This window comes from Luteibacter sp. 9133 (assembly GCF_000800155.1).
Lineage (GTDB): Bacteria > Pseudomonadota > Gammaproteobacteria > Xanthomonadales > Rhodanobacteraceae > Luteibacter > Luteibacter mycovicinus.
The window spans coordinates 3432790-3445455 of record NZ_JUHO01000001.1; the positions used below are offsets into that span (position 1 = coordinate 3432790).

A 12666-nucleotide genomic window follows, 5' to 3' on the forward strand; every position below is an offset into this window, starting at 1 on the left:
CGCGTGGGCCGCCGGCATCAGCCGTCGGCCCAGTCCTTGGGAAGTGACTGTAGAGGCTGCGAGTCGACTCGCGACATCTCGAGCTCGTACGGCATGCCGTCATCGTCGACGTTCAATCGCACTTGCACCTGCACGCCGTCGCTATCGTCGAAGGCAAAGTCGCTTACTGCTCGCGTGTAGTCACCCGGCTCCGGGAACACGACACGAAACCCGCCCAGGCCACCATTCGCGAGATCGGTTACGCGAAGCGCATCGAGCCACGCGGCCTCGGGTTCAGCCATGCCTGCCTTGCCGATCACGTGCACGAGCAACGCGCGTTCGGGTACAAGTAGTGGACGCCCGGCATCCGCTGTCACCAGCTCATAAAGCCGATCGGCCCGCGCGCTCGTCCCGACGAACCGCTGCGCTTCATCAAGCGAACAGCGAACCGTCGCGCATCCGGAAAGATCGAGTGTCTGATCAGGGTCGGGATTGATCCCATGTCCACCGGACACGAATCCGTTAATACCAAGGGGACGAACACCGATATCACCCATCGCCACAAGCACGTCGGACAGGGCGGCCACGTCGAGAAGCGCGAGATCACCACGCCGCGTGATGCGACCGGAGCACCCGGCGAGCAATGAAGAAAGCGATGGAGGTTCGCGTCCGTCGACGGTGGCGAATCCTTCGGTCCAGCCACGTTCTCCAAGCGTGACAGCTCCGGTCATGAAGCCATCGGGATAGTCGGCAAAACCCGGGAGTCGCCTGCTGGCGGCTACCGCCTCTTCGGCAAGCGCGCGCGTCGAGAAGACTCCGACCACGCGCTCATGGTCGATTTCCGCGGGCTCTTCGAACTCATGCCAGACCACGTGAACCTCTGCCAGCTCCGCCGCCACACCCTCCGGAGAGTGGCGGGCGAGCAGCCCGGGCAAGCCGTCCGCGAGGGCGAATCCCATGGGCCAGAGCAGCACGTCGATGGCGTAAGCGATCACGCGAAATCCATCGGGGGTTCGCCTGAAACCGGGCAAATCGAGGTAAGCCGCGATGGACGATTCGGCGTTCGCACGCGACGCATGCATGCCGAGATCTTTGACGTCGCCGGCACCTGGGCCGATCGAGTGCACGTGATAAAGAGCAAAAACGTTGGGCAGGTTTTCGCTCGTCAGGCTCATCGGACTGCCAACCTCGCTCCGCTCACGCGATCCCGCGCCTCCAAATCCTGTGCGGTAAAGACGTCCACGAGACCCGTGCGCTCGAGAATGGAACGAGCAGCCTGACCCTGGTTCCATCCGTGTTCCATCAGCACCCAGCCACCGTCGACAAGATGCGCGGATGCGCCGGAGGCGATGCGCCGGATGTCGTCGAGACCGTCCTCCCCGGAAGCGAGCGCGCTTGCCGGCTCGAAACGCAGGTCGCCCTGCCCGAGATGTTCGTCACCGGACTCGATATACGGAGGATTGCTGACGATGACATCGAAACGCTCGTCCCCCACGGCGGCATACCAGTCGCTGGCAGCGAAGCGTACGTGCTGCAGACCGTGGCGCTCCGCATTTCGCCGGGCGACAAGCAGCGCCGGCTCGCTGAAGTCGACGGCCGTGACCGAAGCATCGGGGCGTTCCTTCGCCACGGCGAGGGCGATCGCCCCGCTGCCCGTACCGAGGTCGAGCACGCGCCCTCCCGCAGGCAGCCGATTCAGAACGAGCTCCACCAGAAGCTCGGTTTCCGGCCTCGGTATCAACGTGGCGGGTCCCACCTCCAGGGTCATCGACCAGAAGTCCCGCGTGCCCGTGATGTAAGCAACCGGCTCGCCTTCCGCACGGCGACGCACGAGCTCTCCGAACGCAGCAGTGGCGTCGGCGCCGAGTCCGTCATCGGCATGCGCGAAGAACCACGCACGATTCACCCCCAGCACATGGGCCAGCAGCAGCTCGGCTTCGAGACGGTCGCCAAGGGCCTCGGCGGCCTGGCGCAGGATCGTGCGGACATCGGTCATGGCTGGATTCTAGCCGCTGGACCGCAGGAAGGCCTATGCAAGGCGCCCACGGCTACAATCCCCCTCATGTCCCTTCGCGCCTTCATCCTTCTGTTCGTTGTGCTCCTCGGCGGCTGCAAGTCGGCGTTCTTCGGCGCGATGAATGCTCGCCAGTCCACCGATGGCGTCGTGGCACATCGCGATCTCGTTTACGACCGCGCACTGAATATCGCACTGGACGTCTACGCTCCGGCGCAGGCGACCCACGCGCCCGTCGTCGTTTACTTCTACGGCGGCAGCTGGATGAGCGGGAAGCGCCAGTGGTTCCGCTGGGTGGGCGAGGCACTGGCCGCTCGCGGCATCGTGACGATCATTGCCGACGTCCGACTCTGGCCCGACGCACGTCAGGACGGTTTCCTCCATGACGGCGCGGAAGCCATACGCTGGGCGCATGACCACGCGGGAGAATTCGGCGGCGATCCGCGCGATGAGTTCGTCATGGGCCACTCGTCGGGTGGCCAGATAGCCGCCATGCTTGCCGTCGACAAGCAGTGGCTTGCCGCCGTCGACATGCGTCCGCGCGATCTGGCCGGGTTCATCGGCGTGGCCGGAACTTACGACTTCATTCCTTTCGACGAACCCGAGTTCGCGGACATCTTCGGGCACACGCCTGCCGAGCAGGCGCGTTCGCAGCCGATCAACTTCGTGGATGGCGACGAGCCGCCCGCGCTTCTGCTGCAGGGGGAGAAGGACACGATCGTCTCGCCGGCGGAGGCCGTCGCGTTCGAGGGGCGTTACCGGCAGCAGGGGGAGCCCGTCGAACTGAAGCTCTATCCCGCCGTGGGCCATGAGGGGCTCTTGCTTGCACTCGGGCCCCGGCAGCGGTCGGCTCCGGTGCTGGATGACACCGTGGACTTTATCCGGCGGCATCCGGCGGCGCACTGAGGGCATCGCCAGCCGGGCTGGCTTCCCTATGGGTCTGGACCGCCGGGGACATGGCGCTGCGCGGACGTGGCGCTGCATCCGTTTTCACGGGCGGTCCGTAGAGTGCTTACATGACCCGACTCTTCCTCGTTTCCCTCGGCGCTCTGCTCCTCTCCGGCTGCCAGTCCGCTCTGTTCGGTGTGATCAATGCACGCCAGTCGTCCACCGGCGTCGTTGCCCACCACGACATCGTCTACGACCCGTCGGACGGGCTGGCGCTGGATGTGTACGGCCCCGTCGATGCGAAGAACGCGCCCGTGGTGGTGTTCCTCTACGGCGGCAGCTGGAAGAGCGGCAAGCGGCAGTGGTACCGCTGGGTGGGCGAGGCGCTGGCGTCGCGGGGCATCGTCACCGTGGTACCCGACTATCGCCTGTGGCCGAAGGTAAAACTGGACGGGTTCGTCGGCGATGCGGCAAAGGCCGTCCGCTGGACGCACGATCGCGTCGGCACCTATGGCGGCGACACCGGGCGCGTCTTCGTGATGGGCCATTCCGCAGGCGGGCACATCGCCGCGCTGCTGGCCACGGATGCGCGCTGGCTTGGCGCGGTCGGCATGAAGCCGCGGGATCTGTCCGGCTTTATCGGGCTGGCCGGGCCGTACGACTTCCTGCCGCTGAAAGACGACGACTTCATCGACATGTTCGGCCATACACCGGCCGAACAGGCGCGCTCGCAACCGGTGAATTTCGTCGATGGCGACGAGCCCCCCGCCTTGCTTCTGCAAGGTCAGGACGATTCGACCGTGCGGCCTTCAAATGCGCTTTCCCTGCAGCGGCGTTACGAGGCCCAGGGTGAATCGGTAGTGGTGAAGCTCTACCCCGACATGGGGCACATGGGCATTCTGTTCGCGCTACGCGGCGGGAAGAAAGCCCCGCCGGTGCTGGACGATGTCGTGCATTTCGTCGGGAGCCCGTCGCCAGCGACGCCGGTTGCCGCCAACGTGCGGACGCCGCGGGACGCGAAGTAACGTCGATCGGAGTGGCTCGGATGGGAACCACCCCGGCGGCGATACAGGCCGCAACGACGCCGCTATCAGCGCGCCTTCATCACATCCCGCCCTTCGGCATTTCCACCGCGCGCCGCGTCGAGCACTTCCGGGTACGGATAATTCAGTCCCAGTAGCTGCCTGATGTCCGCGCTCGCGTTCTTCACGAACTCGGCCGGCAGGGCTGCGGGGATGTCCTCCATCGGCTTGATGAACTTCGGCAGGTACTGCGTGATGATCGCCGTACGGTCGATAGTGCTCCGGTTGGGCATCGCGCAATGCCACACCGCGCCGAAGAAGATCACCGTATCGCCCGGCTCGCCGAGCATGCGTTCGCACCGGTCGAAGAAACGATCGCTCTCATCCGGGTAATGCAGCTGACGCTGCGAACCCGGTACATAGGCGGTCGCTCCCGTCTCCTCGGTGAACGGATCGAGCATGATCGTCGCCTGCGCGTTCAGCGGGAACGTCGAGTTGAGACGCACGGGATGCGTCTGCGGCGAGTGGTAATCCCAGTACGGATAATCGATATGGGGCTCCTGCCCGGGGCCGCCGGGAAGAATGCGATTGGCCGCGATCGAGCCCATGATGAACTCGCTGCCGATGAAGGCGCGCATGACCTTCATGATCGCCGGATGCGCCGCCATCCGCGAGAAAATCTCGCCCTTCGCGAGCAGATTCCATACGCGACGCTGCAGATTGATCCGCCCCGCCCGCTCGGCATCGCCCTGAAAATGCGTGACCTTTCCGCCACGGTCATCCGCGTTCGATTCGCGCATGACGATAGCGCGGGCCTCGGCGATCTCGTCAGCGCTGAACAGCCCCCGCAAGGTCACCGCGCCGATGCCGTCGAGCAATTCGTTGACGATGAGGCCCGTATCCAGCGTGTCTTCGGTGAAGACGCGCGGGACGATGGATGGTCGGCGATCGGTCTGGAAGGAGGCATTCATGCGGACTCCTGCGCGGTGCGCGTTGTGGGAGGACCGGCGAGATACCGGCTCGGTCACTACGCTAGGCCGATTTGCAAGCGCTTGCAAACTGCATTGCAGCATCCGTAGAGTCGGTCTCTCCCAACCCCGGAAGACCATGCCATGAGCGAGCTGAGGATCGGATTGATCGGCGCCGGTTACATGGGTAAAGCGCACACCCTGGCGTTCCACGGCGTGGCGGCGACTTTCGAACCGACGCTGCGCCCGATCTGCGAGATGCTGGCGACCTCGACCGCCGCGGGGGCCGCCGAACACGCCGCCCGCTGGGGGTGGAGGCGATCCACCGGCGACTGGCGGGAACTCGTCGACGATCCGGCGGTGGATGCCGTGGTGATCGCCACGCCACCGCGCACCCATCTCGACATGGTGATGGCCTGTGTCGCGGCGGGAAAACCGATCTTCTGCGAGAAACCACTCGGTGCCAGTGCGGAGGAATCCCTCGCCATGACCGAAGCGGTCGAGAAGGCCGGCCTGGCGAACATGGTCGGTTTCAACTACATCCGCACGCCGGCCAGTCAGCTCGCCCGGCAGATCGTCGCTTCGGGCGAGATCGGCGATGTCATTCAGATCAGTGCCGAGCATGTCGAGGACTATCTGCACGATCCCTCGCTGCCCGCCTCATGGCGCACGCGCATCGTCACGGGAACCGAAGCCGGCGCCCTGGGCGATGTCGCCACGCATATCGTCAACGCCTGCCTGCGCCTCGTCGGTCCGATCGCCAGCCTGGTGGCGGACACACGCATCGTCCAGCCGACCCGGGCCGGAGCACATGGTCCCGAAGCCGTGGAGAACGATGACCTTGGTCAGATGCTGTTGCGCTTCGCCAACGGAGCCACCGGCAGCATCAGCTTCAGTCGCATGGCCGCGGGACGAAAGATGGGCTACACGTATCGCATCACCGGTACCCGCGGTGCGATCGCCTTCGATCAGGAAGACCAGAACGCGTTGTGGCTGTATGACGCCTCACGCGACCCGGCTCGCCGAGGCTTTCAGAAGCTGCTGATGGGACCGGCGCACCCGGATTACCTGGCTTTCAATCAGGGCGTCGGCCACGGCACCGGATACAACGAACAGATCGTGATCGAGGCGCGGGATTTTCTGCGGGCGGTGGCGACGGGCGATGCCGTGTGGCCGACGTTTCGCGATGGGTATGAGGTCGATAAGGTGATCGCGGCGGCGCTGGTGTCGAACCGTGAGAGGCGGTGGGTCGATGTGGGGTGAGTTCTCGGCTGCCGGGGTCGCGCGCAGGCGCGCTCCTACAGCTTGGCGGCCTTGCGGAGGCTGTTCCGTTGGACGAGCTCGCAAGTGAATAGTTTGCTGCGCGGGATCGTCTCGGGGTTTTCCATCCAGGCGACGATGCGTTCGATGGCGTGCAGCACCATGTCGCGAATGGGCTGACGAACCGTGGTCAACGAATAGGACGCCCACGCCGCCAGCGGCATGTCGTCGAACCCGACGACGCTGATGTCCTCCGGCACGCTCAAGCCACGCTCACGACACGCGTCGATGGCACCAAGCGCCAGCACGTCGTCCGCACAGAAAACCCCATCGATGGCCGCACCTCCATCGAGCAACGCATGCATCGCTTTGCGGCCGTGCTCGTGGGTGTAGTCGCCCGCATGGATGGTCTCCAGCAGAAGACCTCCCGCCGCGGACGCGAAACCGTTACCGCGATCCAGCGTCGACGCATCGTGCGCGGAGCCGCCGATAAACGCCAGCCGGACCAGGCCGCGTTCGCGCATCGTCTCCGCTACCATCCGCCCGCCCGCCTGGTTGTCCACCGTCACCACCGGAACGGGCGACGAACGCCCTGGCCGGCCGAAGACATGCAGCACGGGCAGCCCCGCCTCGCGACATGAGGCCGCGAAGCCCACTGGCGGTGCGGAGGTCGCAATCAGCACGGCATCCACGTTGTACTGGCGCACCATGTCGATGGCTGCCCTGCCATCTTCGTCCTCACCGAGGTTCGCCAGCAGCGGGCGAAAGCCCCTCGCCTGCAGCTCGCGGGTGAACAGGTCGAAGACCTCCATGAAGGTCGGGTTGGCGAAATGATTCGAGACCAGCCCGATCAGCTCGGTGCGGCCGGTCATGAGGCTGCGCGCTAAATGATTGGGGCGATAGCCGAGATGCGTCGCCGCCTCGGTCACACGTTCGCGCGTCCTGGCGGAGACACTGGCACCTGGGGTGAACGTCCGGGAGACGGCGGAAATCGACACGCCGGCGGCTTCGGCGACATCGCGAGCGGTGGCCGAGATGGGACGTGGCGATGGGATGGTCCGCTGTGACATGGTGCAAGATTAGCGCATGACGCGGCCAACACGCCGAGGTAGATCACACCGTCACGGAGATGCGCGCCGAAGCTTGTTCCATGAGGCTCATGCGGGCTGCGAGCCCTTCGTAGAACACCGCAGCCGTATCGTAGCCGTTACGACGGTCGAAGCTGGCGATGCCTTCGATCGTCCCTTTAAGATCGATGGGCGAATCGGCCCGCTCGGTATACCACTCCCCTGGGATCGAACTTCCCAGTGCGGAGGCATCGCCAATATCGATCGTGCCATTTTTGAGGTTTTCGTCGAGGTAGGCCTGAAGCTGCCGCGGCGTGATGCGTGAGAAATCGATGCGCGCGACGTTGCCGGGCGCCGATGGCGACTCAACGGTCCGAGGTGAACATCTTGCGGGCACCGCTATGGACTGGGTGGCCGAAAGATACGAATTCGTTACTGGCGCTGAGACGTGCATGCCGATGTCCTCTTTTGAGAGAGGACCAAGCAAAGCAAAACCGCGGGTATGCCGCCAGCCATCAACAGCCATGCGAGACGAAATCTTTCGCACGATCGATCTGTTCGCTTACGAGGAAGACGAAAATAGGAAAAGACGAAGACGATCGAGACTCACCCTACGAAAGAGTCCTTAGTCCCTGATGTGTGATGCGCGGCGTCGTTCATAACAATGAGGACCCTGAAACTGGTATTCGTGGAGATCCTCGATGAAAGCAGACGTGCTCGCTGCAGCAGCCTTTTTTATGTTATCGACGCAAGCCTTCGCACAAGGAAACAATCTCTCCCGCGCTTTCGTATCATCCGTCACCTCGAGTAAGGGAGGCTTCGAAGACACGTCGGGAAGATCGTCGACCACCCGTGATCACGGAGGAACGTCGATGCTCATCAGAACGGATGACATAGGTTACGGGAAACACGCTCAAGCGCGATTGCTGGGCAGTCCCTTGCGTGAGGTTCAGACGCATGCGTTGTGCAAGGTCAACGGACGAACGGCGCCCTGCAACGGCCGCGGCACCGTCATTGGCTACCGTCGTACCTGGGAGGCAAGTGGCCGGGAAGGTGGGAACTTCGAGTACATGGTGATACCGAACGGCGTCGGCGCACCTGTGCGCGTGAGCTTCCAGATTCGCTGAGGCATCCCGGACAACAAAAAAAGCCGGGCGATCGCTCGCCCGGCTTTCGTACATCACCCACAAAGATCGATCAGCGCGTGATCGTCTTCGGGTCCTGCTTGGCCTTCAACGCCGCGCAGAGCAGCGTCTGCTCGCTGGTCTGCGCCAGACCACGCTCCGCGCCGCTGACCTGACCCAGACGCGGCTTGAAGAACGCGTCCAGACGGTCGGCTTCCTCCTTCGAGCAGCTGCCACCGGCTGCCATCTCCGGCAGCCTGCCGCCGGCGAAGCTGCCCGTGCGGGCGACGATCTTGTCGTAGTTCGCGGTGAACCACTTCCACAGATCGTTACGGGTCGCTTCCGTGGCGCGACCGCCACGAAGGATGGACGCCATCTCACCGACCTTGACGTCCTTGCCGAGCGAGAAGTCACGTGCCTTGTTGGCCAGCACGGGATCCTTGGTCGACGCGAGCGCGGACAGCATCGCATTTCGCTTGGCCGGGTCCGACGTCTTCGGGATCTCGGCGATCAGCGCGTCGATCGCGGGAGCGCCACGCTCCTGCACCGCCACGCCGAGGGCATCGGCCAGCAGGTCGGGATCGGCCGCTTCGAGATCGAGATGACCGTCCTTGCTCTTCAGAGCCGCATCGCCCTGCTTGAGCAGTTCGGCACGTACCGACTTCTCGGCGATGTCGTCGTCGCCCAGGAAGCCGACCAACGCGGAACGGGTGAGCGTGTCGTTGTCGGGCTCGCCGGGCTTCTTGCGGAAGCCGAGGCTCTGCACCTTGGGCAGGTAGGCGTCGATCGCCCACTTGCGCAGATGCGCACGCTGCGCGTCCGTCGACGCTTCGTTGTTGAATATCCAGCTGAACGTCATCAGCGGTGCGGTGAACACCTCGCGGGTCTTCGACGCGGTCAGCGGCTTCATGGCGGCAAGGACGTCGCCGGCATCGAGATCGCCGTGCTGGAACGCCGCACGGACGGCATCCGCATAGGCCAGCTGCTCGGCGTCGCTCAGCGTACCGACTACCTTGGTCAGCGCGGCGAGATCGGCCTTGCTCTGGGCAAAGCGGTAATAGCCGCGACCGTCGGCATTGGGCAGCACCCACGTGTTCTTCGTCGCGCCATCGAGCACCATCGTGCCGGTGGCCTGGTCGAGCAGTTCGCACTTGACCTTGTTCGCACCACCCGTGGTGCCGTAACGGACGCACATCGGCACGCCCCAGACGCGGCTCGCGTCGCCGGTGCTGCCGAGCGGCAGGTAACGGCTCTGCGCCAGATGCAACACGGTCTTGCCGCCTTCGACCTTCACTTCCGTCGTGACATACGGCACGCCGGACTGGTCGAGGAAGCTACGGAAGGCCTTCTTGAACGCATCGCCCTGACCGGCCGCCTCGGCGATGGCATCGATCAGATCGTCGGCCGTGGCGTTGGCGAACTTGTGCTTCTGGATATAGGCACGCATGCCCTTCTGGAAGACCGGGTCGGTGACATAACCCTCGAACATGCCGAGTACGGCCGCACCCTTCTGGTAGGTGATACCGTCGAACGCGGTCTCGATGTCGCCATTGCCGGTGATCGGCTGACGGATCTTTCGCGCGCTGACCAGGCTGTCGTTGTTCATCGCGCCCTCGGCACCACGCACGCGATCGAGGTCGGCGCGGTATTCCGGGTGCACCTTGGTCGTGACCTTCTGCTGCATCCACGTGGCGAAGGCCTCGTTGAGCCAGAGGTCGTCCCACCAGGCCATGGTCACGGTGTCGCCGGTCCACTGATGGGCCAGCTCGTGCGCGTTGACGTTGAACGAACCGCGTACGTACTGAGCGGCGGAATCCGGATCGATCAGCAGCAGCCAGTCGCGGAACGTGACCAGCCCGGCGTTCTCCATCGCGCCCGCACTGAAGTCCGGTGCGGCCAGCAGGTCGAGCTTGTCGTACGGGTAGCCGAAACCGTAGTAATCCTCGAGCGTGTGGATGATCGAGCTGGTCTCGCCCAGCACGTGCTCCATGCGGTGGCCCTCGCCCTTGGCGGCGATGCCGCGCAGCGGGGTGGCGGTGGTGCGGTACTGGGTCGGCGAGATGTCCGGGCCCTTGACCACATCCCACGGACCGACGGCGAACGCGACGAGGTACGTCGGCAGCGGCTTGGTGGTGGAGAAGGTCAGCGTCTTCCAGCCGGCGCCGGCTTTTTCTTCCTTGATCTGGGCGGTATTGGCGACGCCCTGTTCGTCGGAGGGGATGGTCAGGCTGATGTCGAACGGCACCTTGAACGAGGGCTCGTCGAAACCGGGGAACGCGTAGCGCGCGGAGACCGGCTCCATCTGCGTCATCGCGTACGGCACACCTTCGTGCGAGACCTTGTACAGGCCCTGCAGCTGCTTGTTGAGCGGCGCGGTGAATTCGATGGCGAGGGTGATCTCGCCTTCGAGCTTCGCACCGAGATCCACACGGGCGACACCTTCCTTCTCCGCGGCCACGGTGTATTTGCCCGTGTGCTTCTTGCCGGCGGCGTCGGTGACGGTGACCCTGGAGACCTTCAGCTCTTTGCCGTGCAGCCAGACGAAGTCCGACGGCTGCGTCAGCTTGATCCTGATGGTCGACGAACCGGCATAGTCTTCCTGCCTGGGGTCGACCTTGAAGGAGAGCTTGTAGCTTTCAGGCTGGGCCCAGGTGGGAAGATGGCCGGTGGGCGGCGCGGCGTCCGTGCCGGCGGCGAGCGCGGCGCCACAGCAGGCGGCGAGCGCGGTGAGAACGAGAGGACGGACGAGACGACGCATGGTGGGTGGGACTCCCCTGTGGGTAATCCCCCATCCTGGGAACAGGGGTGACCTTCGACACAGTGCCAGAAGGCACCCCCCGCTCGCTGCGGCGCGTCAGAAACCGGCGCCGGGCCCTCGTGGCGAAAAGAAAAGGCCGCGTTAAGCGGCCTTTCGGGGTCACAGTCGTCCGCCTCGGATCAGCCGGCGGCTTCCGCCTGCTCGAGCACCACGCCCACGGCGTGAATCACCGACGCAATACGCACGGCGCTCTGAATCGCCTGAACGGAAACCCCACCGTCGCGCAGCACCTTGTCGTGAGAATCGATGCACATGCCGCAGCCGTTGACGGCCGACACCGCCAGCGAAACGAGCTCGAAGTCGTTCTTCGCATCGCCCTTGTACGCACCGATGACGTTCATGCGCAGCTTCGCCGGGATGGTCGCGTATTCCGGGTGGCTGACCAGATGCTGGAAGCGGTAATAGATGTTGTTCATGCCCATGATCGCGGCCGAACCCTTGGCGGCGGTCAGCTGCTCGGCCGAGGCGTGCTCGGCGGCGAACGACGCGACGGCTTCGGTCAGCGGCTTGTAGCGCGTCGAAAACGCGGCGCCGAGGGCGACCATGGAGATCTGGGCGAGGTTGAGGCCCGGGGCGCCCGCTTCGCTCAACACGGAGTCGAGATTGAGCTTGAGGTCCTTGGCGTACTCGGGAAGCTGGCTGCGAAGATCGGCAATGCTCATCGGTGTGCTCCTGATCGTAATGAAAGACGTGCGGATAGGTCGCGGAATGGCTCGGAGCGCGGGCACCGGTTCACGCGGGGCGCGCCGAAGGCACGCCGCAAAGAATTCGGGAAGTAACGAAAAGAGCGTGTAGGAGCGCGCCCTGCGCGCGACCCGAGGTCATCGCGAGCACGCATCGCACAAGGTCCGCTCCTACACAGGGTGCCCGCGCCGCGCGGGGGAGGGAGGGAAGCGGCGCGGGACTTTCAACGCTTGGTACTTCAGGCGACCTTGAGGGTCTCGTCGCCGGACTTCCAGTTGCAGGCGCACAGTTCGTCGGTCTGCAGGGCGTCGAGGACGCGCAGCACTTCGTCCGGGTTACGACCGACCGAGCCGGCGGTGACGTAGGCGAACTGGATCTCGTTGTTCGGATCGACGAGGAACGTGGCGCGCTGGGCGACGCCGTCCGAGGTCAGGATGCCGAGGGCCGAGGTCAGGTCCTTCTTGATGTCCGCCAGCATCGGGAACGTCAGGTCCTTAAGATCGGCGTGGTCCATGCGCCAGGCGCGGTGGACGAACTCGGAGTCGGTCGACACGGCCAGGATCTGGCAGTCACGGTCGGCGAACTTCTCGTTGAGGTCGCTGAAACCCTTGATTTCGGTCGGGCAGACGAAGGTGAAGTCCTTCGGGTAGAAGAACACGAGCTTCCACTTGCCCTCGTACGACTTGTCCGAGATGGTCGTGAACGCGTCTTCGATCTTGTTGGCAAGCGGGCCGCCGTCGACAGCCAGCAGGTTGAACTCGGGGAACTTATCGCCAATGGTCAGCATGTTACGACTCTCCGTTGAGGGGTGTTGAACTCATTGCGCGCTTGGTGACGCGACT

At 64.5% G+C, this 12666-nt stretch carries 12 protein-coding genes; 4 read left to right on the forward strand and 8 right to left on the reverse strand.

Features of this window, described 5'->3' with window-relative positions; translation table 11 throughout:
- Nucleotides 1–17: 17 nt before the first annotated feature.
- Complete coding sequence (locus FA87_RS21020) at nucleotides 18–1154, reverse strand: hypothetical protein (protein ID WP_043695629.1); 1137 nt, start codon at nucleotides 1152–1154, stop codon at nucleotides 18–20.
- Nucleotides 1151–1975 (reverse strand): peptide chain release factor N(5)-glutamine methyltransferase, encoded by an 825-nt coding sequence (prmC, locus tag FA87_RS15010; RefSeq protein WP_043695632.1) that lies wholly within the window; start codon nucleotides 1973–1975, stop codon nucleotides 1151–1153. Before prmC ends, FA87_RS21020 begins: the two co-directional genes overlap by 4 nt.
- Nucleotides 1976–2041: 66 nt before the next feature.
- Here prmC and FA87_RS15015 point away from each other — a divergent pair, with 66 nt between their 5' ends.
- Both FA87_RS15015 and FA87_RS15020 read left to right on the forward strand, forming a co-directional pair.
- Nucleotides 2042–2899, forward strand: a complete 858-nt coding sequence (locus tag FA87_RS15015) for an alpha/beta hydrolase (RefSeq protein WP_043695635.1) — start codon at nucleotides 2042–2044, stop codon at nucleotides 2897–2899.
- A 110-nt stretch (nucleotides 2900–3009) separates the two neighbouring features.
- Entirely contained in the window at nucleotides 3010–3906 is an 897-nt protein-coding gene (locus FA87_RS15020) for an alpha/beta hydrolase (RefSeq protein ID WP_052191374.1), read from the forward strand.
- Between the two features lie 65 nt (nucleotides 3907–3971).
- Here FA87_RS15020 and FA87_RS15025 read toward each other — a convergent pair whose 3' ends face one another.
- Nucleotides 3972–4874 carry a phytanoyl-CoA dioxygenase family protein gene (locus FA87_RS15025; RefSeq protein WP_051943334.1) on the reverse strand — a complete coding sequence of 301 codons (903 nt, stop codon included), beginning with the start codon at nucleotides 4872–4874 and terminating at the stop codon, nucleotides 3972–3974.
- Nucleotides 4875–5015: 141 nt separating this feature from the next.
- Here FA87_RS15025 and FA87_RS15030 point away from each other — a divergent pair, with 141 nt between their 5' ends.
- Nucleotides 5016–6134: a Gfo/Idh/MocA family oxidoreductase gene (locus FA87_RS15030; protein WP_043695637.1), complete on the forward strand. Its 1119-nt coding sequence runs from the start codon at nucleotides 5016–5018 to the stop codon at nucleotides 6132–6134.
- A 35-nt stretch (nucleotides 6135–6169) separates the two neighbouring features.
- Here the strand turns inward: FA87_RS15030 and FA87_RS15035 are convergent, their stop codons facing one another.
- Complete coding sequence (locus FA87_RS15035) at nucleotides 6170–7201, reverse strand: LacI family DNA-binding transcriptional regulator (RefSeq protein ID WP_197062423.1); 1032 nt, start codon at nucleotides 7199–7201, stop codon at nucleotides 6170–6172.
- Between the two features lie 43 nt (nucleotides 7202–7244).
- Nucleotides 7245–7724, reverse strand: a complete 480-nt coding sequence (locus FA87_RS15040; protein WP_156128562.1) for a hypothetical protein — start codon at nucleotides 7722–7724, stop codon at nucleotides 7245–7247.
- Nucleotides 7725–7899: 175 nt separating this feature from the next.
- On the opposite strand from FA87_RS15040, the gene FA87_RS20430 reads away from it, so the two are divergent.
- Nucleotides 7900–8325 (forward strand): DUF4879 domain-containing protein, encoded by a 426-nt coding sequence (locus tag FA87_RS20430; protein WP_079522636.1) that lies wholly within the window; start codon nucleotides 7900–7902, stop codon nucleotides 8323–8325.
- A gap of 70 nt (nucleotides 8326–8395) precedes the next feature.
- Here FA87_RS20430 and FA87_RS15050 read toward each other — a convergent pair whose 3' ends face one another.
- The 3 genes from FA87_RS15050 to FA87_RS15060 form a co-directional block, all read right to left on the reverse strand.
- Nucleotides 8396–11080: a M1 family metallopeptidase gene (locus tag FA87_RS15050; protein WP_043695643.1), complete on the reverse strand. Its 2685-nt coding sequence runs from the start codon at nucleotides 11078–11080 to the stop codon at nucleotides 8396–8398.
- Between the two features lie 179 nt (nucleotides 11081–11259).
- A complete protein-coding gene (locus FA87_RS15055) occupies nucleotides 11260–11802 on the reverse strand; it encodes a carboxymuconolactone decarboxylase family protein (RefSeq protein ID WP_043695646.1) in 543 nt (180 codons plus the stop codon).
- A gap of 260 nt (nucleotides 11803–12062) precedes the next feature.
- Complete coding sequence (locus FA87_RS15060; RefSeq protein WP_036110690.1) at nucleotides 12063–12611, reverse strand: peroxiredoxin; 549 nt, start codon at nucleotides 12609–12611, stop codon at nucleotides 12063–12065.
- Between the last annotated feature and the right edge of the window lie 55 nt (nucleotides 12612–12666).

Excerpts from the sequence above, each read along its gene's own strand:
- prmC (WP_043695632.1), bottom strand. The coding sequence starts at position 1,975 with ATGACCGATGTCCGCACGATCCTGCGCCAGGCCGCCGAGGCCCTTGGC.
- FA87_RS15060 (WP_036110690.1), bottom strand. The coding sequence starts at position 12,611 with ATGCTGACCATTGGCGATAAGTTCCCCGAGTTCAACCTGCTGGCTGTC.
- FA87_RS15035 (WP_197062423.1), bottom strand. The coding sequence starts at position 7,201 with ATGTCACAGCGGACCATCCCATCGCCACGTCCCATCTCGGCCACCGCT.
- FA87_RS15030 (WP_043695637.1), top strand. The coding sequence starts at position 5,016 with ATGAGCGAGCTGAGGATCGGATTGATCGGCGCCGGTTACATGGGTAAA.
- FA87_RS15020 (WP_052191374.1), top strand. The coding sequence starts at position 3,010 with ATGACCCGACTCTTCCTCGTTTCCCTCGGCGCTCTGCTCCTCTCCGGC.
- FA87_RS15015 (WP_043695635.1), top strand. The coding sequence starts at position 2,042 with ATGTCCCTTCGCGCCTTCATCCTTCTGTTCGTTGTGCTCCTCGGCGGC.
- FA87_RS20430 (WP_079522636.1), top strand. The coding sequence starts at position 7,900 with ATGAAAGCAGACGTGCTCGCTGCAGCAGCCTTTTTTATGTTATCGACG.
- FA87_RS15040 (WP_156128562.1), bottom strand. The coding sequence starts at position 7,724 with ATGGCTGTTGATGGCTGGCGGCATACCCGCGGTTTTGCTTTGCTTGGT.
- FA87_RS21020 (WP_043695629.1), bottom strand. The coding sequence starts at position 1,154 with ATGAGCCTGACGAGCGAAAACCTGCCCAACGTTTTTGCTCTTTATCAC.
- FA87_RS15055 (WP_043695646.1), bottom strand. The coding sequence starts at position 11,802 with ATGAGCATTGCCGATCTTCGCAGCCAGCTTCCCGAGTACGCCAAGGAC.
- FA87_RS15025 (WP_051943334.1), bottom strand. The coding sequence starts at position 4,874 with ATGAATGCCTCCTTCCAGACCGATCGCCGACCATCCATCGTCCCGCGC.
- FA87_RS15050 (WP_043695643.1), bottom strand. The coding sequence starts at position 11,080 with ATGCGTCGTCTCGTCCGTCCTCTCGTTCTCACCGCGCTCGCCGCCTGC.